Origin of the sequence: Hymenobacter sp. GOD-10R, assembly GCF_035609205.1 — a bacterium.
Classification (GTDB): Bacteria; Bacteroidota; Bacteroidia; order Cytophagales; family Hymenobacteraceae; genus Hymenobacter.
Genome location: NZ_CP141184.1, coordinates 55,329 through 76,687 on the forward strand (window position 1 = coordinate 55,329; position 21,359 = coordinate 76,687).

Below are 21,359 nucleotides of genomic sequence, written 5' to 3' on the forward strand. Positions count from 1 at the left end.
CTGTGGGTTTAATGAAATTTAATGTATTTATAGTGCAAATAATATATTGTTTTCATCAAATACCTTTGGGCCTCGTCAAGCAGCCATTTATTTGGCTGATTTCTTGATGCACTCTTCTGTGCTACCATACTCTTTACCTGCTTTCTTATGAAATTAATTCTACGACTAGCTGGATTGCTACTGATTTTGGTACCCTGGGTTACGCCTAATGCGTGGGCGCAGTGTACTACCTCCACTCAGCTAAGTTTTCCCACAACCGGTGTGAACTGGAAGAGGGTTACAGGTCAGCCAGTGGCTAACAGCAATGTCACGCTCAATACCACTTACACGCAAGGCTCTGGGACGGAAGGCACATTGGCTACAAATACCATCAATAATGTAAACACCCTACGGTGGGACTTGACGTACAGTGCTACAAATGGTGCTAGTCATACATCGGTAGTCGTGTTTGAATTTAGTCGGGTGGTTGCTAACCTAGCACTCGAAGTACAAGACATTGATAGGCTTTCGGGTAGTCAAATAGATCGATTGACATTTGAAGGATTAGATGCTAATAACAACGTTGTAGCATTACCGGTCCTAACTCCTCTCGGAACATTTGTGAGCGTGAATGGCAACATAGCAACTGGAACAGGTAGTAATGGGACTAATGCTACAGGTGCATCAGTTAATGCTGTTTTCAGTACGGGTGTGAAAAAGCTTCGGCTCACGTTCGAAAACGCGGTAACCGGAAACACCAACCCAGGTAGTCAAGCTATTGGTATCAACAAAATGACTTGGTGCAAGTCGCCCTTCGCGGTTGATGATGATGTCACGACGCTCCTTAACCAACCAGTTACAGTTGATGTGCTGAGCAATGATGTAGCTGGAGATGCAGCTCTTAGCCCAAGCACGGTAACCCTTATAGGCACCCAAACGGGTGGAACGTTTACTACCAATTCCACGACGGGTGCCGTAACCTTTGTGCCAGAGAGTAACATTGCTGGCCAGACACAGATTGGCTACACCGTGAAAGATGCGAGTGGAGTCACTTCTAACCAAGGAGTGCTAACTATCACAGTTACTAACCCACCTACTGCCAATAGCGATGATGCGCAAACCCCGCAGAACGCAGCCTTAAATAACATCAATGTGCTAGGCAATGACACCGGCGGCAGTGGCGTCTATGCCATTGATCCAACAACCGTAACGTTGGTCGGCGCACAAACGGGCGGCACATTTACGCGCAACACAACAACGGGAACCATCAGCTACACGCCTACTACGGGCTTCGTAGGGGCCGCCAGTGTGAACTATACCGTCAGGAATAAGAAGGGTGAAATTTCCAACCAAGCTACATTATCAATAATCGTAACGAAGGCACCAACAGCAGTGGCTGATGGTGTTAGTATCTCCTACAATGCAGGCGCTACAACTGTCGACGTTATTGACAATGATACACCAGCTAGCTCGGATGCTCCCAACGTTATCAATCCGAACTCCATTACATTATCAGGTACCACGGGCACCAATGGTGGCACCTTTGCCGTGAGCAATGGGAAGGTTATTTTCACTCCGCCCGCGGCATCTAGCTTCCCAAATAATACTGCAAGCCGCGCTACAAGTGTCAACTATACGGTGAAGAACAACGCTTCTCCCGCGCAAACATCTAACTCTGTCGCCGTCACTGTTACCCTGACGAACACCGCGCCTGTCGTGGTGGCCGACAACGTAGCCACAGTGCGGAACCGGGCCATGACAAATATCAAAGTGCTGGCCAATGACGCCGATGCCGACGGCAACGCTACTATTGACAAGAGTACTGTAACACTGGTAGGTACGCAAACGGGCGGCACATTTACGGTAAATACAGCTGCTGGGCCAAACCAAGGCACCATCAACTTTACGCCGACTAATAATTCTACGACTACTGCTAGTGTGCAATACACTGTGAAAGATGAGAAAGGTGTCGTTTCTAATACTGTGTTTCTAACAATAGCTGTTACAACCACGACAGTAGATGTGGTAACGACGCTGAGCGGTCCAACAAGTGCGTCATCAGGTAGCTACGTAACCTACACCGTAACGGTAAAAAACAACAGTACTGCAGATGCAACAAACGTATCGCCACGGGTGCAGCTGCCGACCGGTCTGCAGACAGTAACGGCTTCGCTCGATGCTACTTATAACCCGTCAAGTGGTATTGTGGTCTTCCCATCTGTCACGTACGCTGCCAACTCGACGGTGCAAACGGCTACTGTCCGCTTTGTGATGCCCGCTAACGGGTCGGTGACAGGGATGGCCTCCAGCATTTCGAGCAGCACGGCTTTCACTACCGCTAGCAACGACGATGGTACGAGTACAGCCAGTAACGTGACTACTACCGCTACGCAAGTGGCCGATGTGGCTGCCACCATCACAGGCCCAACGGCTACGGCGCCAGGTGGAAAAACCGTACTCAACATTGTAGCCAGTAACTACGGTCCTTCGGCGGCGACCAACGTGCTACTGCGGGCTACCATCTCCAAAAACCTTACGAACGTCACTGTATCAGATGGAGGTAGCTACGATGCAACTACGGGCGTAATTACGCTACCCGCTATTACCAGCTTAGCATCATCTGCCTCTACCGGCTTCACTGTGTCGTTAACGGCTCCGAAGAGCTCTGATCAGCCTGTCATAGGTTCGGTCAATACTACGGCAGCTACCGCAGATCCTGCTGCGAGCAACAACGATGGCTCGGCTTCCTTCTCGAATATCCGGGTGGCAATCAGCAATACCGTTTCCAGCCAAGCGTGTCTTACTACTTCTACAACGGACGTAACAACGGCTGCTAACCAGCAGATCAACACGTACTACAAAGGCGTAGGATCCGCTGCGGCAAACAGCACTACGCTGGCCGTTGGGCCAGCCCTGTCGACGGTAGGTGCCGCTGACATTGTTCCCGGCGACTTGCTGCTCATTATTCAAATGCAAGGTGCACAGATTGACTACAGCAATACCAATGCATACGGTGATGGAATTGCTTCAACGGATTCGCCAGCAAATGGTACGCTAGGTACCGGGCTAACGGCCGGTTTGTATGAGTATCGCTACGTAGATGCTACTTCCGCTTCCGCAACCGCGGCGGGCGGTGGTACGTTGACGTTGTCGTCGCCGCTAACCAGTACTTACACCAATGCCAATGCTACTACTGCTGCTGGTCAGCAGCGCTTCCAGGTAATCCGGGTGCCGCGCTATCGTAACCTGACCCTAGGTGCAGACTTAGTACCCGCGGCTTGGAATGGTGAAACGGGTGGAATAGTGGTACTGGAAGTAGGAGGTACGTTGAACTTCAACGGCTACACAATCAACGCGAGTGGTAAAGGCTTCCGTGGGGGCGCTGGCCGGACGCTAGCAGGAACTACCGATGCAAGCGTCACCAACCTAGATTACGTCACTTCATCGAGCCTAGCTCTCAATGGTTCGAAAGGAGAAGGAATAGCCGGTACGCCCCGCTACGTGAACAATAATGGGGCGTTGCTTGACAACACCGCGGAAGGCTATCCAGGAGGTAGCTACGGCCGGGGTGCCCCAGGCAACGCTGGTGGCGGTGGTACCGATGGCACTACTGCGACCAACGCCAACAACACTGGTGGTGGTGGTGGCTCCAACGGCGGATTCGGTGGTCAGGGCGGCAACTCCTGGAACCAAGGTGCACCTACGGGTGGTAACGGCGGTGCTCCCTTCTTGCAAGCTAGCCCGAGCCGTGTGGTATTAGGTGGCGGTGGCGGCGCTGGTACTACCAACAACGGTACAGGTACGCCGGCCAACGGCCTAGCCAGCAGCGGTACAGCAGGTGGCGGTATCGTGATTGTAAACACGAACCAAGTAGCTGGCACTGGTACAATTAACGTCAGCGGAATCGACAATACGTTTACAGTACAAAACGATGGTGCGGGTGGCGGTGGCGCCGGTGGCAGCGTAGTATTCCTCGCTCAAGGAACCCTCTCAAATATTATTGTCTTGGCCAAAGGTGGCCAGGGAGGTAGCGACAACCTAGCTCCGCAAGCCCAGGGTCACGGGCCCGGTGGTGGTGGGTCGGCAGGTGTCGTTTTCACGTCTTCTGCTATCAACAGCTCTTCGGAAATTGCGTCAGGTGCCAGCGGCCAAACGGGTGGTAGCAACGGCAACTTCAGCTTTGGAGGTACAACGGGTACGCAGTTCGCGGGCCTCGTTCGTAATACTATCGCGCAAGCTGACGTGCCCAACATCACACAGGCGTCCAACTGTACAGTACAGCCTCTGCCCGTCGAGCTGGTGCAATTTGACGCCAAGGCGCAAGGCCGCCAAGTGCAGCTAAACTGGAGCACCGCTTCCGAAAAGAACGCTGATTATTTTGCGGTAGAGCGTAGCATCGATAGCTACTCGTTCGAACAAATTGGCAAGGTGGCCAGCTATGGCACTACGACTGATAAGCACGGCTACGCTTTCACCGACCAGGAAGCAAGCCGGTATGCAGGCCAGGTACTCTACTATCGCTTGCGTCAGGTAGACCTCGATGGAGCAACGACGTACTCCCCCGTGCGGTCAGTAGCGTTGCAGGCGGGCATGGCTACGTTCGATCTTAGCCCCAACCCGACCTCCGACTATGTCACCCTTGATCTTACCGCCTTGCCCGCGGGGCAGTTTCACCTATCCTTCCACGACGTGAGTGGTCGTAATGTAGGCGGATTAGAGCAGGATGTTAAAGGTGGCCAACCTACTACCTTGAACGTGGCTATTTTGCCCGCCGGCGTTTATATCGTGACGCTGCAAGGAGTAGATAAAGTGCTAACGCGCCGCTTAGTGAAGCACTAAATCTCACGAAGTAGACCGCTTGCGGTTGAACTAACCCAGCTGTTTCGTTGTGCAAACGGAGCAGCTGGGTTTTGTTTTAGGGTTTGTCAAGGCCAAGTTCATGCTTGAGCTAGCGAAATATCTTGTGTAGTAAGCCCAACTCCTACGCTAATCTGCCGTTCTAAATGGCCGACTACGTGTTTGGTATGGCTACTCTTTGTGCTCCCATTTATTCTCGCCGCCCCTCAACTATTGCCCCTACCGATTACGATGTTGTCATCGTTGGGGCGGGTTGCGCAGGGCTAGGTGCCGCTCTTGTATTAGGGCGCTGCCGCCGTCGGGTACTCGTCTGCGACGGCGGAGCGCCGCGTAATGCTCCTTCGTCGGGAGTGCATGCGTTTCTGAGCCGCGACGGCATCAAACCGCAGGAGCTCCTGCGCATCAGCAGAGAACAACTGGAACCCTACCCGTCGGTGGTTATTCGGCCGGGCAAAGTCACCAATGTGTCAGCTGAAAATCATGGCTTTACGCTTATCGCCGAGAGCGAATCGGGCCGGCCAGCGACTATTACTACGCGGAAGCTACTGCTTGCTACTGGCGTCGACGATGAACTTCCCCCGCTGGACGGGATGAGGGAGCTCTGGGGCCGGGGGGTACTTCATTGCCCTTACTGCCATGGCTGGGAGGTACAAGACAAAGCGCTGGCCGTCTACGGACGTGGAAAGATGGTGGTGGGGCTAGCCTTGCTGATTAGTCGTTGGTCGCGCGACGTGGTCGTGTGCACCGATGGTCCCATGGGCATTTCTGCCAATGCGCGCCGCCGTTTGCAAGCCCAAGGTATTACCGTTCGGGAGGAGCCAATTATCCGCCTGCAAGGCAACCGTCGTGGCGATTTAAAATGCATACTCTTCAAAAATGGTGATGAGCTGGAGCGAGATGCGTTGTTTGTGCACGCGCACCAGCACCAGCGAGGCACGCTGGCCGAGCAACTCGGATGCCGCACCACCAGCAAAGGAGCCGTGTGGACCGACAAATACCTGCAAACATCCATGCGCGGCGTGTATGCGGCCGGTGATATGACGCCTGGCTCCCAACAAGCGTTAATCGCCGCCGCCGAGGGTACTCAAGCGGGCATCTTCCTGAATGAGCGCTTAACTAAGGAAGAGTGCGTTTAGCGCTACTGTGAATGGGAACTAGGGGATCAGCCATAAATATGAATTTAGCTTAGGCTTGCATTTTGCTGAGGAGACAAGTGAAGCCACTCGGCTAACCTCAACGGTAGCTGAACCGGTCAGAAAAGAGCGAAAGAAAGATTATCAGGTGCTTACGGCTAACTCTTAGACGAATGATCCGTCTAAGAACCTAGCTTTTCCTGCAGCTGAGTGCGTATCTTTCAAGGCTGCGAACTATGTTCAGCTCGCTCAGGTTTGTGTGCTTGATTTATGAAAAAGGTTTCCTTCCTGCTTTTACTGCTGTTGCTGTTAGCTGGCGTTTCGTCGGTGCAGGCCCAGCGTATCGTGCTGAGTGGGCAGGTGACGGAGTCGACAACCGGCCAACCTGTGCCGTTTGCCTCGTTGTTTTTGCCCGGAACATCGGCGGGCATAACAGCTGACGAGCAAGGACACTATGAGCTAGCTACTTCCGAACGCGCTGACTCGCTAGCTGCTTCGGCCATGGGCTACAAGGTGCAGAAGAAGCGCATTGGCACGGAATTACGGCAGACGATCAATTTTACGTTGCCCACTAGCGGCGTGACCCTCGGGGAAGTAACCGTCCGTCCCACCGAGAACCCCGCCTACGAAATTCTGCGCCGCGTGCAGGCCCACAAGCCGAAGAACGACAAACGCTTCCTAGAAGCCTTTGCATTCGATAGCTACAACCGCGTAGAAGTAGCCGTGAACGATTTGCCCAAGGGCGCGGCGCGTAGCCGCGTATTGCGCCAAATGACGGCCGTTGCCGACAGCCTAGGCCAAGCCCGCGCGGACAACGGCAATCCTGTACTACCGATTTTCGCCTCTGAGGTGCTGTCGCGCTATTTCGCGCGGCGTGAGCCTCGGCGCAAGCGTGAAGAAATCAAACGTACGCAGATGCGGGGCCTAGCGCCGCGCGATGGCTCAGTGCTGTCGCAAATCCTAGGTTCTTCCTTTCAAGACTGGGACTTTTATCCCAACTGGCAGCAGTTGCTGGGCAAGGACTTTATCTCGCCTATCGCCGACGGCTGGAAGTTCACGTACGAGTACGAGCTGCAAGACTCGGTGTACTTGGGCAAAGACTGGTGCTACAAGCTAGGGGTAGAGCCGCGCCGGCCCCAAGACCTAGCTTTCACCGGTACCATCTGGATTACAGCTGATACTTACGCGCTGCGCCGCGTCGACCTGACGGTAAGCCCCGAGGCTAACCTCAACTTTGTGAGTAAGATCCAGGTGTACCAAGACCTAGCTCCGACGGCGGCTGGACCGTGGCTACCTACGCGCACCCGCGTGTACATTGCCATTAAGCCGGGTGGGGTGCAGGTGGCAGGCGTCACGGCCAAGTTCACTACCGTCAACCAAAACTTCGATATCAACCACCCGCAGCCGCTTGCCTTCTACGACCGGCCTGTGGTGGCTGCCTCCGATGCGTACGACGCACCCGGCGATTTTTGGGAGAAGAACCGTCCTGATTCGTTGTCGGTGGATGATCAGCGCACCCTCGCCATCCTAGATTCCGTGCAGAAGCTGCCGTCGGTGCAGTCGTTAAAGAAGCTGGCGGATGTGTTCGTGAACGGCTACAAGCGCGTGGGCATGGTGGACCTAGGTCCGATCTGGACTTTGTATGGGTTCAATAACATCGAAGGAAACCGTTTTCGGGTGGGCTTCCGTACCACGCCCGATTTTAGCCGTGAGTGGCAGATGCGCGCCTACCTAGCCTACGGCACCCGCGACACGCGTCTGAAATACGACCTGCGCATCAGTCGAATCCTGAACCGGGACAACTGGACGGTAATTACCGCTGAGCGCCGCCGCGACCTCGACCAACTGGCGCTGATCGACAACGACTACGCTTTGGAAAATCCGCTGTTTGAGGCGGCGGCTCGCCTCGGCAACATCACCAGTAGTCGGCCGCTGATGCGTGATTTGAATACGCTCAGTATCCAGAGTGACTTGTTCCGGGGCTTTACGCAACGGGTTACGGTGCGCCAGCAGAACTTCGACCCGCTCTATCCTTTTGCTTATTACACCGACGAGCCTGCGCCTGGTGCGCCGCTAGCTGATCAGTTTTCTTTATCGGAGCTCGTGCTCGAATCGCGCTACGCCCGCGATGAGGTGTTGGTGCAAAGCCGTAACCAAAACCAGCGCTACGCCATCGGGCTGAAGAAATGGCCGGTATTTACGCTGCGCTACACATTGGGGCTAGACAAGTTCTTGAGCAGCGATTTTAAGTACCACAAGTTTACTTTCCAGGTCAGCCAAAGCGTGCGGCTAGGGCAGCTCGGTCGCACCGACTACATCGTAGATGCGGGCTACATCCCCAGCACCGTTCCTTACCTGATCTTAAAAACGCACCTTGGCAACCAATCGCCCTTTTACAACGTGGGCGCTTTCAACCTGATGCGTTACTCCGAGTTCATCAGTGACAAGTACGCATCCTTTCAGTTCGAAAACCACTTCGAAGGCTTTCTGGTGAATAGTGTTCCGGCCCTGAAGCAGCTCAACTGGCGCCTGGTAGCTACCGGCAGTTTGCTCTATGGTGGCGTAAGCGCCGCCAACCGCGCTATCACGCCGGCCCTCAGCGCAAACGGAGAGCCGTTGTTCACCTTCCAGTCGCTAGGTCGCTTACCCTACGCTGAAGTTGGCTACGGCATAGAAAACATCTTTAAGGTAGCCCGCGTCGATTTTATCCACCGCCTCACCTACCGTAACTCTCCCGGCGCCAAGGATTTTGGGGTGAAAGTGAGCTTGCAATTCAAACTGTAAAGATTAACTGCTCACAAGGCTACTAGTCAAACAGAACGAAGCTCCCCTCCTTTTTTAAGGAGGGGTTGGGGGTGGTTCCTTGTCGTTGAACGACAGGCTAGGTCTAATCTTCTAGTTCTAGTCTGACCACCCCCAACCCCTCCTTAAAAAAGGAGGGGAGCTTTTAGTTTTAACTAAAACTCTCTACTTATCCAACGACTGCAGCCACGGCAGGGCGTTCAGCATCATGGGCACAATGCTGGTGCGGTGGGTGCCACCCGGAATGGGGAAGAACGCTACATTGGTGGCGCCAGCGGCTTGGAAGCGGGCGTAAGTAGTGACGGAAGTGCTGAAGAAAACGGACTCATCGTTGGTGCCGTGGTAGAGGCGCGTGGGGCTTCTGGGTACCCAGTTGTTGAAGCTGTTTTCGAGGAGCTTCTGCCGTAGCGCCGGTTCGCCGCTTGGGTTCTTTAGGTTGGCGTAGAAGGTGGGGTTAAACAAAGAAGCTAGGTTGGTGGTCAACTCGGCGTTGATTTGGTCGATGTTCTTGGTGCCATCGAGCAGCATGGGAATCTTGCCAGCGTAAGGTTGCTGAAAGAAATCAGTGAGTGGCCGGTTCCAGGTGTAGGTGGTGTTATAGGCCTGCAGGATAAACGCCAGAAACGACGGGCTAGCGTACGTCGGCACGGTGGCAACCTGGTTTAGGAACTCCGGCAGGTCATAGCCGCCCGCGCCTGCAGCGGCGGCCGTCAGCGTTAGTTGGTGACCGGGATGCGTCTCAATTTCCTGCTGGGCAGCCATCGTCACGTAGCCACCTTCCGAGTAGCCCGCCAAAAACAAGTTTTTATTGAGTGCTATACCGCCGCTTTTGAGAAAGTACTGGGCGGCCTTCAGCATGTTCACTACCGTCAGGGCGCTGGACTTCCGATCGAAGTACGGATGAAAAATATTCCGGGAGGTGCCGTAGCCGATAAAATCGGGGATGACGGTAACGAACCCTGTCGAGGCGAAGAGCTCGAAGCCGCTAAAGGTAGCCGGGAAGTTCGAAGGGGCTTCCGCTTGTAGGAATGTGGTGCCGTGCTGGGCACTGAGCAGTGCTGGTGGGGCCGGCGTGCCTTGTGGAATGCCGAGTAACCCGGAGGCCTGCACGTTCTGCCCTTGGTAGTTCACTTTATACACCATGCGGTAAAACGTCACGTCGTACTTGGCGAAGGGCGCAAAGCTCTCAAAACCGGCCGCAGTTGCCAAACTCTTGAGGGTAGCCGCAGGCACCGTCCCAACCAGCTCAGCCGTCACGAACAAATCCTTTCCGCTTGGCTGCGGGTCCATGGGCACCGGATCATCGTTCAAGTATTCGCAGCTGCTAAACACAGCTAGCCACAGCACGAGCAGCCACCGAAGGGAAGTGAGGTTTTTTTGCATGGGTGTTAAGGAAGGTATGGGTGTTCGATAGGTCTTGCGCTTGTAGGAAATTGAGAGCGAGTAGTTTACGTTTATTGTGGAACAAACCCAAGAAAAAGTTGAAAAATAGCTGGTCGTAGTAGCTTGTCAGGTCTGTACCCCGAGCAACCTTCCGGCGCGGCAGGCAGTAGACCCACGAAGAAGTTGCCCTGGGTAGCCTGTCATCGTGCCTGCCATTTTGGGTCAACCCAACTAGCCCCTCCTATGAGCTTCTCGATTGAACAGATTCTGCGCGGGGATATTCCGCGCGTGGAGCACCGGCCGCCGTCTGCCGCGGACCCTGGCTTAGTGCCCGTTAGCCTGCGCATCAATGGTCAAACCTATGACTTGCAGCTAGAGCCACGCGTAAGTCTGCTTGATGCCCTACGCGAGTTCATTGGCCTGACGGGCACCAAGAAAGGTTGTAACCAAGGCGCATGTGGTGCCTGCACGGTACTCATTGAAGACGAACGGGTTAACTCATGCCTGACCTTCGCCATCATGCACGAGGGCCAGGAAATTACCACCATCGAAGGCCTAGGTACCCCAAACGAACTGCATCCGCTACAAGCCGCCTTCATCGAGCACGACGGCTTTCAGTGCGGCTACTGCACGCCAGGGCAAATCTGCTCGGCGGTGGCCATGTTGAAGGAGGTAGAACAGGGCGACGCCAGCGTCCTAACGCCCGACCTAGCCGCTACCAAAGTAGAGCTGACCGATGAGGAACTGCGGGAACGAATGAGCGGCAACGTCTGTCGGTGCGGTGCCTACCTCGGTATTATCGATGCCATTCGCGACGTGTACGAGCAGCAAAAAGGGCCGCAAGCATGAGAGCATTTACCTACACCCGCGCCACGGATGAGCAAGCTGCGCTCAATGCCGTATTCCGGAACCCAGAAGCCAAGTTTATTGGTGGCGGTACCAACTTGGTGGATTTAATGCGCGAAGAAGTCGAGCGACCAAGTGAAGTAGTGGATATCAACGCGCTGCCCTTCAAACAGATCAATGAACTGCCCGATGGTAGCGTACGCCTTGGTGCCCTCGCGCGGAATAGCCACACGGCCAACCACCCCCTCCTTCGGCAGCGGTATCCGGTACTCACGCAAGCTATGCTAAGTGCGGCCTCGCCGCAACTGCGCAACCTAGCTACCAACGCCGGCAACCTCTTGCAGCGCACCCGCTGCTACTACTTCTACGACATCACGGCGCCCTGTAACAAGCGCCAGCCCGGCTCGGGTTGTGCGGCTATTCACGGCGTCAACCGCATTCACGCCATCCTCGGTACCAGCGAGCAGTGCATTGCCACGCACCCTTCCGATATGGCTGTTGCATTGGCTGTTCTTGATGCAGTGGTGCAGGTACAAGGCTCCAACGGCGGACGTAGTATTCCGATTGAGAAATTTCACCGTTTGCCCGGCGATACTCCCGAGCAGGATACCAACCTAGGGCACGACGAACTGATTACAAGCATTGATCTGCCAGCTTTGCCGTTTGCTACTAACTCCCTCTACCTCAAAGTGCGCGACCGGCCTAGCTTCGCGTTTGCGCTGGTGTCGGTAGCGGTGGTGCTGGAGCTGGAGGATGATAAGATTAAGAACGTGCGCTTGGCCCTGGGTGGTGTGGCGCACAAACCCTGGCGGGCGCATACGGCCGAACAGGCGCTACTAGGTGCATCCGCTACGGCCGAGAACTTCCGGCAAGCTGCGGAAGCGGAGCTGCAAACCGCCATTGCCTACGAGCATAATGCCTTCAAAATCGAGCTAGCCAAGCGCACCATCGTGCGGGCTTTAACTACGCTCGCCGAACGCAACCTAGCCTAAGCCGATGAGAACGAAAGAAGTAGGCCGTCCCCTCGACCGCGTTGACGGACGCCTGAAAGTAACCGGCCAAGCACGCTACACGGCGGAGTTTCCCGTCGAGCAGGTAGCGTATGGGGTTCTTGTGCGCAGCACCATTGCCCGCGGCCGCATTTTGGCTTACGCTACCAAGGCAGCGGAGCAAGCCCGCGGCGTGTTGGCGGTGATAACGCACGAAAACGCCCCTAAGCGCCACCCGACCAAAGAGTTTGACCCCAGCGACAAAGAGCCCAGCGCATCGCCCACTACCATCCTCGCCCTTAATACCGATGAAGTAAGCTGGCACGGGCAACCTATCGTGGTCGTCGTGGCCGAAACGCTCGACCAAGCCGAGTACGCAGCTGACTTGGTGCGCATCACCTACGCACCGGCCGAAGAGCCAGCTAGGTTGTCGATGCTGGACGAGAAATCGGAGGCGTTTGTGCCCAAGAAGGTGCTAAACGAAAAGCCAGAAGTAAAGCAGGGCAATGCCGAAGAAGCCTTGGCTGCCGCGCCGGTCAAAATTGACCACACCTATACCACGCCGCCCTACAACCACAACCCCATCGAGGCGCACAATACCCTAGCTTACTGGGAAGAGGAAGACCGGCTGACGGTCTATGATTCAACGCAATATATCTTCGGCGTGCGCAAAATGCTTTCGGAAATGTTTGCGCTGCCGGAAGAAAATATACGGGTCATTTCGGCCTTTGTGGGTGGGGCTTTTGGCAGTAAAGGTCGGGCTTGGCCGCACGTTGGCCTGACGGTAATGGCCGCCAAAGTGGTAGGTCGCCCGGTGAAAGTCGACTTGCCGCGTAAGGACATGTTCTACATGGTAGGCGGCCGCACGCCCAGCGAGCAACGCGTAGCCCTAGGTGCCAATGCGGAAGGCAAGCTGCAAGCCGTTATCCATACCGGCCTCACGGCTAGCTCTACCAGCAACACCTTCGCCGAGCACTTTTCCTTTGTCACGCGTCACCTCTATGCTAGCCCCAACTTCCTGATTCAGCAGAAGTTAGTGCGGCTCGATATGGTGCCGAATACCTTCATGCGGGCACCCGGCGAAGGTATCGGCACGTTCGCGCTGGAGTCGGCCATGGACGAGCTAGCCTACGCCCTGAACATAGATCCGATAGAGCTGCGCCTGCGCAACGAGCCCGAAAAAGACCCTACCATGCACGTGCCCTTTTCGAGCCGACACTTGAAAGAGTGCTTTGCGCTCGGGGCGGAGAAGTTTGGCTGGCACTCGCGCAACCCGCAGCCGCGTAGCCAGCGCGAAGGTCCGTGGCTTATCGGCCAAGGCACCGCAAGTGCTTTTTACCCGGCTAATAAGCGGAGCGCTGAGGTCAAAGTCCATCTTTCTATTGATGGCACAGCGGTGTTGCAAAGTGCCACCCACGAAATGGGCACCGGTACCGCCACCGTGCAAGCCCAGAACGCTGCTGACCAGCTAGGCCTATCCGTCGAAAAGGTGCGTTTTGAGTACGGCGACTCGCTATTGCCGAAGGCCAACGGCAGCTACGGTTCCACCACCACCATTACGGTGGGCGGGGCCGTGGAACTAGCCTGCGAAGACTTAAAGCGCCAGTTGTTGCGCCTAGCCGTGAAGCACCCTAGCTCGCCTCTGCACGAAGCCAGCTACGACGACCTCGAAGCCCGCGACAACGGCTTGTTCTACAAAGATAATCCTGCCCAAGGCGAAACCTACGCGACTATCATGGCCCGTGAAGGCAAAGCCGGCCTCGAAGCGCAAGCTAGCTTCCCGCCCTTTCTGAAGGAAAAGCTAGAAGAAATGGCGTATTCCTTCCAGTCATTTGGGGCGCAATTCTGCGAGGTGCGCGTGCACGAGGATACCGGCGAGGTGCTGGTGTCGCGCTGGGTGGGCGTATACGACTGCGGCACCATCCTAAACGAGAAAACCGCCCGCTCGCAGTTCCTCGGCTCCGTGACCATGGGCATCGGGATGGCGCTGTGGGAAGCCACCCAGTGGGACCTGCGCGACGGTCGCATCCCGAATGCTAGCTTGAGCGAATACCACGTACCCGTTGCCGCGGGCCTGCCGCGCATCGAAGTTCACTCCCTGGGCATACCGGACCCGCATACACCCCTAGGTGCGCACGGCGCCGGCGAAATTGCCGTGACGGGCGCGGCCGCCGCTATTGCCAACGCCGTGTACCACGCCACTGGCAAGCGCATCCGTAATTTGCCGATCACGCCGGATAAGCTGCTGTAAAACAAGGTTTTTCATAGCATACTACACGGCTGCCAGTTAGACGTCGTAGGGGTTTAAACGGCAGGCGTGTAGTATGCTTACTGCACCGAGAACCGGAACGCCGCAGGCGTAACGCCTGTTTTGCTCTTGAACAGGCGAGTGAAATATTGTGGGTACTCGAAGCCTAGCTGATACGCCGTTTCGTTGATGGTGAGCGACGTGCTGAGTAGCAGTTGTTTGGCTTTGTTGATCAACGCATTGTGAATGTGCTGCTGTGTGTTCTGACCTGTGAGGGTGCGGAGCATATCGCTCAGGTAAGCAGGCGACACATGCAGGGCGTCGGCGAAGTGCTGCACCGTGGGCAACGGCAGTTCCGCCTCTTGAGCGAAATAGTTGGATAGCAGCGCCTCGAAACGAGTAAGCAGGTCGTGCTCGGCGGTGCGGCGGGTGTGGAACTGGCGGTGGTAGAAGCGGTTGGCGTAGCTTAGCAGCACGTCGAGCTGCGACACGAGCACATCCTGGCTGAAGGCGTCGATGGGTTGCTCATACTCCATCCGGATGCCATCAATCATACCCGCCAGCAGGCTTTCTTCCTTGGCTGACAAGTGCAAGGCTTCGTGCGATTGGTACGAGAAGAACCCGTAGGTGAGTATCTTCTTGGCCAGTGGGTACTTCAGCAGTAAGTCGGGGTGAAATACGAGCATCCAGCCATTTATTTCAGAAATGTCAAGCGTCTCATCAACCGCAAACACCTGATCGGGGCCTAGGAAGAACAGTACGCCCTCAGCGAAATCGTAGGACTGGCGGCCATAATAGATCGTACCCTTTATACCCCGCTTCAAGGCCACGGTATAAAGCTGCTGCACCATCGGTGTGGTTGGGTGGGGCAGGCAACGGGCTTTTTCCAGGTCAATGATGGTGAGCAGCGGGTGCGCCGGAGCGGGTAGGTTGTAGAAGCGAGTGTAGTCCGTCACGGTTGACAGCACACGGAAGTTTTGCGCGGTTTGCTTCATAAAACATTGTGCCATAGTCTACTAGAGCGCTCGTGATAAAAAAGCTAGCACTTCCGTGTTTAGCTCATCGTGAAAACGTGCTCGATCAAAGCCCGGCGGATCTTGGGAGGGCGGAAACGCAGGACTAACCCTAGCTTCCGGAAAAGGACTCAGGAAGGAGAAATGCCCGGCATTCTCAACCACGCGGTGCTGAATCTTGGTTGAGTCAGGTACTCCCGTGAGAATCACTTGAGCATGTTCGGAAGGCGTATGGACGTCTACCTCCGCCGTAAGTAACAACGTAGCAACGTGAACGTTGCGTAAGGCGCCTTCTGCCCTGAACCACATGGCTGCCGGCGCTAACAATACTAATGCTTTCACCCGGCTATCCGTAGGAGTCGATATGAAGTGGAATTGGTTATCGGCCGATTCCCAGGGGAAGGAGGTGGGCTCGCCGCCTGCTAGCGCCAAAGCCGTGTAACCCCCTACTGAGTGACCAATGAGCCCCACCCTAGTCGGTTCTAAGAACGCAGCGAACCTAGGATGATCCATCAAGTGGCTGATAGCCAGTTGTAAGTGTCGAGGACGATTCGCTAGGTTCTGCGCTGTTTTGGCCCAACTGTTATCCAGCCGATTATTGAACGGGTGGTCTGGCATGCCCACCACGAACCCGTGGCGAGCTAGGTAATGCGCCAGGGTGCGGTACACGAGTCCCGAGCCACCGTTACCGTGCGAAATCAGCACCAGCGGAAACACGCCTTCTTGGATGGGGGCATCCGGCGCAACGTCGAGCTGGTACATTCCGACGGCTTGCAGGCTACTCGGCGTGCTAGTCGGGTAGAGCACCACCATCGGAAACGTCAAACCAAGCTCTGGATCAGCTACTTTGGTTGTCCAATATCCTACAAAGTCACTCATCGTTTCTGTTCTGCTGCGTAGCTCATGGCGCGTAGCCCGGTCAGGATGCAAACCCTGACCGGGTTGTTGTCGCAAGTAACTGAAAGCTACGCAGCCTAGCAGCAGCTTAGAACATAACAGGGTACGCGGCGCCCGCAGAACTACCAACCGGCATGATGGCTTCTAGTTCAGCTAGCTCTTGGGGGCTCAACGTGATACTAGCTGCCGCTACGTTGGCTTCCAAGTACTTGCGACGCTTCGTGCCCGGAATAGCCACGACACCTTGGGCCAAAACCCAAGCAATAGCGAGTTGGGCAGCTGTCACGCTTTTGGCCTGCGCCAAGGTTTGCAGCTTTTCCACTAGCTCCAGGTTCTTGTAAAAGTTTTCGCCCTGGTAGCGTGGGAAGTGGCGGCGCGAGTCGTTGGCTTCGAGGTCGTCGGGTGACTTGAGGTCGCCGGAAAGGAAGCCACGACCGAGCGGCGAGTAGGCCACAAAGCCAATACCTAGCTCCCGTGCAGCCTGCAAAGAACCCGTTCCCTCCACACCCCGGTCGAACAGGGAGTACTCCGTTTGTAGGGCCGTAATGGGGTGTATGCCATGGGCACGGCGCAACTCCTCGGGCGTCGTTTCCGATACCCCTAGGTAGCGCACTTTGCCTTCTTCTACGAAGCGGCTCATCTCGCCGATGGAATCCTCAATGGGTACATTCGGGTCGACACGGTGCAGGTAGTACAGGTCAACGTAGTCGGTGCCGAGGTTCTTCAGCGACCGTTCGATGCACTTGCGGGCGTAGGCGGGGTGGCCGTTTAGCTTGCCGGTCCAGTTCTCGTCATCATCTACTTCAAAGCCGAACTTGGTAGCTAGAATAACATCTTGCCGGCGGCCGGTTAAGGCTTTGCCAACCAGCCGTTCATTGTGCATAGGGCCGTATAAGTCGGCTGTATCCAGCAGGTTAATACCTAGCTCCAAGGCGCGGTGCAGCGTGGCGAGGCTTTCAATTTCGTCGGCTTCCCCGTACACACTCATGCCAGCTACGCCGCTCGTCATGCCCATGCAGCCGAGGCCTTCGGCGGGAACTATTAACCCTTGGCTACCCAGGGGTACTCGTTTGATAGTGCTCATCTTGTGGCTATTGTAAGGTAATAGGGGTTGACTTTTTACCTTACAAAGGTCTGGCAACAACCTAGGCTGGGACTTATACAAACCGTCGCTTCTGCAACACAAAACGCCGTTACTGAGCCGGGAAAAAAGTAAAAAGGAACGTGGCTTTACTATTCTAAATGTGAACGTCATGCTGAGCTTGTCGAAGCATCTCGCGTGCAATGGTAAACCCTGAGGATTAGAGTTACTACTGCACGCGAGATGCTTCGACAAGCTCAGCATGACGTTCTACTTTGGACGTATTGGTGAGTTTACCAGGATTACCAGCCCTGCACCGTATGGCCACCGAAGATGCCGCGGTTCACGGCTGGGGAGAAAATGGGGTACGGGTAAATAGGGTCGAGGGCACTAGCTTGGTCAAGCTTCTGGAGCTGATCAGCCGTTAGCCGGACCTCTATCGAAGCTAGGTTATCGTGCAGTTGCTCTAGTTTGCTGGCGCCGATGATGAGTGAACTCATACTCGGTTGCGCCGCAGCCCACGCTAAGGCCACTTGTGCCAACGGTAGGTTTGCCTCGGTGGCTACTTCGCGCAGCGAGTCGAGCACGCGCCAATTGCGGTCGGTAAATAGCTGGTCGCCAAACGGGTTAGGGCCGCTGAGGCGACCGTCCGTCGTGGCTTTGGGGTCTTCACGGTGGTACTTGCCGGCTAGGAAACCTGCTGCGAGCGGACTCCACGGCGTGATACCTAGGCCCAGCGCCCGTGCCGCCGGCACGTGCTCCCGCTCGATGCTGCGGTCGACCAGCGAGTATTCGAGTTGCAAGGCAATAGGGCCGGGAATGGCGTGCGCCGAAGCTAGGGTAGCGGCCTGCGTGGCGTACCACGCAGGCACGTTGGAGAAGCCGAAGTAGCGAATCTTCCCGGCCCGCACTAGGTCGCCGAAGGTTTGCAGCACTTCCTCTACGGGCGTCACCACATCCCAGGTGTGCAGCCAGTACATGTCGACGTAGTCGGTGCGCAGGCGGCGCAACGAGCCTTCCAGCGCCCGGTAGATGTTCTTGCGTCCGTTGCCGCCCGCGTTTGGATTGCCGGGTTGGGCATTAAAAGCAAACTTGGTAGCGAGCACCAGTTGGTTGCGCAGGCGGCGGTCGGCGATGTAGCCGCCTAGCAACTCTTCGCTGCGGCCTCCGGCGTACACATCAGCCGTGTCGAGGAAGTTGCCGCCGGCCTCCACATAGGCGTTGAAGACAGACGCAGAAACTTCATCGGGCGAGCCCCAACGTGGAGTGCCGAAGGTCATGGTACCGAGACACAGCGGACTGACCACCAGGCCGGAGCGACCAAGTGTGCGAAAATTAGTAAGACTCATGGGAGCAGCTTTTGCTAAGAAGATAAGACCTTCAAAGATCTAACTATCTTATACGGCTGAGCTTATACAAACCGCGTCTTCTGCTACACGAAATGCTGCTAGGCCAGCGGCTTGAGCAGCACCCGCGCCGGCGCCCCATCCGACCCTTTGATTTTTAGCGGTAAGCAAATCATCTCATAAGCGCCCGGCTCTACCTGCTGCAAGGCTAGCCCTTCAATTACCGTAATGCCGTTATCGAGCAACGCATGGTGCGCCTCGGGTCCGCCAACCGACAGATAATCAACACCCACGCAGATCACACCTTTCTCTTGCAGGAACTTGGCCGCATCAGCCGCCAACGCTACAAAGTCTTTCTTGAAAGGTGCCGTGGCCCACTCCGACGATGAGTTGCGGGTCTTAAATAACACCCGCTCGCCGGGGGCCAGCGGCAAGTCCTGAATCTCGCTCAACTTGATGGCTTCTGGGTCCTGAATCTGCACCAGCCGCACGGGGCCCATCAGGGTAGCTAGGTCAAGAGTAGTCACGTCGTCGCCGTTGGCGATGAAGTGCAGCGGCGCATCTACGTGGGTAGCTGTGTGGGCGCTCATCGAGAGCTTGGTAACGTTGGCCGCGTCACCGTTGGCAATGCTAGAGGTGTGCGTGATATGTACGGGCGCGTTGTCAGGCCAGTGGACCATGCCATCTTCAATGGTGGTCGTGACGTCAATCCAGGTGCTAGGAGTGGGCATAATGAGTTGTTAATGAAATGGGTACTTACGTGAACCTCAGTCTTAGCCTCGGTTTGCTTGCTGCGCAAAGTCCGAAAAACAAGGCTAGGGGTGAGGTTGCTTGAACTCAGTTGCTACGCGCAGCACTTCGGCTACGCTCCAGGCCTGCGCCATGCAGCCGCGCGGATAGTGAGGCGCCTGGCCGTCGAAGATTTCGGAGATGGTACCCACACCCGCTTCGCGCAGGTGATACGTGAATGCTTCCAGCACCTGCTGCGCCCGTTCCTGCCCTAGCTTCTGCCCATGCACGTACAGTAGCGCATCGACGTACGGCCCGAGCAACCAACTCCAGACGGTGCCTTGGTGGTAAGCACCGTCACGCTGGAGGAGAGGACCTTCGTAAATAGGTTGGTAGCGAGTATCTTCTGGTGAAAGGCTGCGCAAGCCAACGGGGGTGTACAGGTGTTCTGCTACAACGGACAAAACCTGTTCAGCTCGCTCGCCAGTGAGCAAGGGAAATGGCAAGCTCAGCGCGAAAAGTTGATTGGGCCTGATGCTCGCGTCGGGTGTACCATCCAGGTGCAGGCAGTCGTAGAGGCAACCTAGGTCAGCGTTCCAGAAGTTGGGTTGAAAAGCGGCATAGAGGCGACTGGCTTGCTCCTCAAGTTGTTGGCCCGTGGTTGGCTGCTCAAAATCGTAAGCTAGGATGGAGCCAATACGTAGCGCGTTGTACCATAAGGCATTTATCTCTACGGCTTTGCCCTGGCGCGGCGTCACGACCCAATCGCCTACTTTGGCATCCATCCAAGTCAGCTGCTGCCCTTCTTCGCCGGCGCTGAGCAGGCCATCTTCTGCTACGCGAATGCCGAAGCGCGTGCCGCGCTGGTGCCAGGCTAGAATATCGAGCAGCACTGGTAACAACTCGCGCACAAAGGCCTCATCACCGCTGGCCTGCCGGTAGTGATGAATAGCCACAAAAAACCACAGCGTCGCGTCGACGGTGTTGTACTCGGGCGCCTCACCTGAGTCGGGAAAGCGGTTGGGCAGCATGCCTTCGCTCACCGATTGAGCAAACGCTTGCAGAATCAAGCGCGCATCATCGAAGCGGCTGGTCGCCAGACACAAGCCGGGCAGCGCAATCATGGTATCGCGGCCCCAGTCGGTAAACCAATGGTAGCCAGCTACTACTGTTTTGAGTTGGGTGCCGCGGCGCACGATAAACTGATCAGCCGCTAGGGTTAGCTTGTAGAGCAGGCTATCGGGCGCAGCAGTGGGTGGCAGTAGGGCAGCACGGCGCTGTTGCTCCTGGGTCAGTAAGGCTGCCGCGTCGCGGCCTGCCGGGGAGTCGGTCGAGACTAGGATGTGCACGGTGTCGCCGGCTGCTAACGTGAGCGAGAAAGAGCCCGGACTAAACAGATCTTCGTGGTACTGCTCGCCCCGCTCTTGCTCAATGGCGTATTCTAACTGGTAGAACCACAGCGGCCTAGGTGCGTAGCTAGCGCCCGGTATCGCTAGGTACAGCTCTGGCGTGTTGGGTTGCGGCCGAATCTGAAAGATGGCGTCGGTGCGAGTGAAATCAGGCTGCGGCGTGTCGTCGGCGTGGCGGAAATCGTGCGAGTTGCGGCCAGCGAGCAGCGGCAACAGCTCCAGCGTAAACGAAGCCGGAGCTGCTAGCACTTCGTATCGGACAAGGGTAGTGTTTTCGCCCGCCAGCGCCACGATGGTTTTGCGCAGCGTCACCCCACCTGCTTCGTAGGTAAACTCCGGAAAAAGGTTGCGCTGGAACTGGGTAAGGTATTGATAGCCTTGGGGCTGCACCGTGCCGGGGTACTGATTGCACCCTAGCTCGTAACGCTGTCCGCCAAGAACTAGTGTTTCGTCTAGCTTGGATAGAAGCACCTGCCGGTCTACCGGCGGGCGGGTGGCTGCCACCAGCAAGCCGTGGTAGCGGCGGCTGTGCGCCCCACTGATCGTGGAGCTAGCCCAGCCGCCTAAGCCATTGGTTTCTAACCACTCCCGGCTCAGGGCTTGTTCAAAGTCTTGGGTAACGGTAGCGTCAAACAGCATGCAGTAAC

At 56.1% G+C, this 21,359-nt stretch carries 13 protein-coding genes; 6 read left to right on the forward strand and 7 right to left on the reverse strand.

Features of this window, described 5'->3' with window-relative positions:
* Nucleotides 1-147: 147 nt before the first annotated feature.
* The 3 genes from SD425_RS00220 (at nucleotide 148) to SD425_RS00230 (ending at nucleotide 8,753) form a co-directional block, all read left to right on the forward strand.
* A complete protein-coding gene (locus SD425_RS00220; RefSeq protein WP_324674168.1) occupies nucleotides 148-4,818 on the forward strand; it encodes an Ig-like domain-containing protein in 4,671 nt (1,556 codons plus the stop codon).
* Between the two features lie 185 nt (nucleotides 4,819-5,003).
* Nucleotides 5,004-5,972 (forward strand): NAD(P)/FAD-dependent oxidoreductase, encoded by a 969-nt coding sequence (locus SD425_RS00225; RefSeq protein ID WP_324674170.1) that lies wholly within the window; start codon nucleotides 5,004-5,006, stop codon nucleotides 5,970-5,972.
* Nucleotides 5,973-6,239: 267 nt separating this feature from the next.
* Nucleotides 6,240-8,753, forward strand: a complete 2,514-nt coding sequence (locus SD425_RS00230; protein ID WP_324674172.1) for a DUF5686 and carboxypeptidase-like regulatory domain-containing protein — start codon at nucleotides 6,240-6,242, stop codon at nucleotides 8,751-8,753.
* Nucleotides 8,754-8,936: 183 nt separating this feature from the next.
* On the opposite strand, the gene SD425_RS00235 is transcribed toward SD425_RS00230, so the two are convergent.
* Nucleotides 8,937-10,154, reverse strand: a complete 1,218-nt coding sequence (locus tag SD425_RS00235) for an alpha/beta hydrolase family protein (RefSeq protein WP_324674174.1) — start codon at nucleotides 10,152-10,154, stop codon at nucleotides 8,937-8,939.
* A gap of 243 nt (nucleotides 10,155-10,397) precedes the next feature.
* Here SD425_RS00235 and SD425_RS00240 point away from each other — a divergent pair, with 243 nt between their 5' ends.
* Genes SD425_RS00240 through SD425_RS00250 form a run of 3 tightly spaced genes read left to right on the forward strand, consistent with a single transcriptional unit; the run spans nucleotide 10,398 to nucleotide 14,240 of the window.
* Entirely contained in the window at nucleotides 10,398-11,003 is a 606-nt protein-coding gene (locus SD425_RS00240) for a 2Fe-2S iron-sulfur cluster-binding protein (protein WP_324674176.1), read from the forward strand.
* Entirely contained in the window at nucleotides 11,000-11,992 is a 993-nt protein-coding gene (locus SD425_RS00245) for a xanthine dehydrogenase family protein subunit M (protein WP_324674178.1), read from the forward strand. The genes SD425_RS00240 and SD425_RS00245 overlap by 4 nt, the downstream gene beginning before the upstream one ends.
* 4 nt (nucleotides 11,993-11,996) lie before the next feature.
* Nucleotides 11,997-14,240 carry a xanthine dehydrogenase family protein molybdopterin-binding subunit gene (locus tag SD425_RS00250; protein ID WP_324674180.1) on the forward strand — a complete coding sequence of 748 codons (2,244 nt, stop codon included), beginning with the start codon at nucleotides 11,997-11,999 and terminating at the stop codon, nucleotides 14,238-14,240.
* Between the two features lie 77 nt (nucleotides 14,241-14,317).
* On the opposite strand, the gene SD425_RS00255 is transcribed toward SD425_RS00250, so the two are convergent.
* The 6 genes from SD425_RS00255 to SD425_RS00280 all read right to left on the reverse strand — a co-directional run bounded on the left by SD425_RS00255 (nucleotide 14,318) and on the right by SD425_RS00280 (nucleotide 21,351).
* Nucleotides 14,318-15,232, reverse strand: a complete 915-nt coding sequence (locus SD425_RS00255; RefSeq protein ID WP_324674182.1) for a helix-turn-helix transcriptional regulator — start codon at nucleotides 15,230-15,232, stop codon at nucleotides 14,318-14,320.
* Between the two features lie 21 nt (nucleotides 15,233-15,253).
* Complete coding sequence (locus tag SD425_RS00260) at nucleotides 15,254-16,204, reverse strand: alpha/beta hydrolase family protein (protein WP_324674184.1); 951 nt, start codon at nucleotides 16,202-16,204, stop codon at nucleotides 15,254-15,256.
* A gap of 31 nt (nucleotides 16,205-16,235) precedes the next feature.
* Nucleotides 16,236-17,231, reverse strand: a complete 996-nt coding sequence (locus SD425_RS00265) for an aldo/keto reductase (RefSeq protein ID WP_324674186.1) — start codon at nucleotides 17,229-17,231, stop codon at nucleotides 16,236-16,238.
* Nucleotides 17,232-17,530: 299 nt separating this feature from the next.
* A complete protein-coding gene (locus SD425_RS00270; protein WP_324674188.1) occupies nucleotides 17,531-18,577 on the reverse strand; it encodes an aldo/keto reductase in 1,047 nt (348 codons plus the stop codon).
* A 98-nt stretch (nucleotides 18,578-18,675) separates the two neighbouring features.
* Nucleotides 18,676-19,305, reverse strand: a complete 630-nt coding sequence (locus tag SD425_RS00275) for a cyclase family protein (RefSeq protein WP_324674190.1) — start codon at nucleotides 19,303-19,305, stop codon at nucleotides 18,676-18,678.
* 84 nt (nucleotides 19,306-19,389) lie between these two features.
* A complete protein-coding gene (locus SD425_RS00280) occupies nucleotides 19,390-21,351 on the reverse strand; it encodes an amylo-alpha-1,6-glucosidase (RefSeq protein WP_324674192.1) in 1,962 nt (653 codons plus the stop codon).
* Nucleotides 21,352-21,359: the final 8 nt, after the last annotated feature.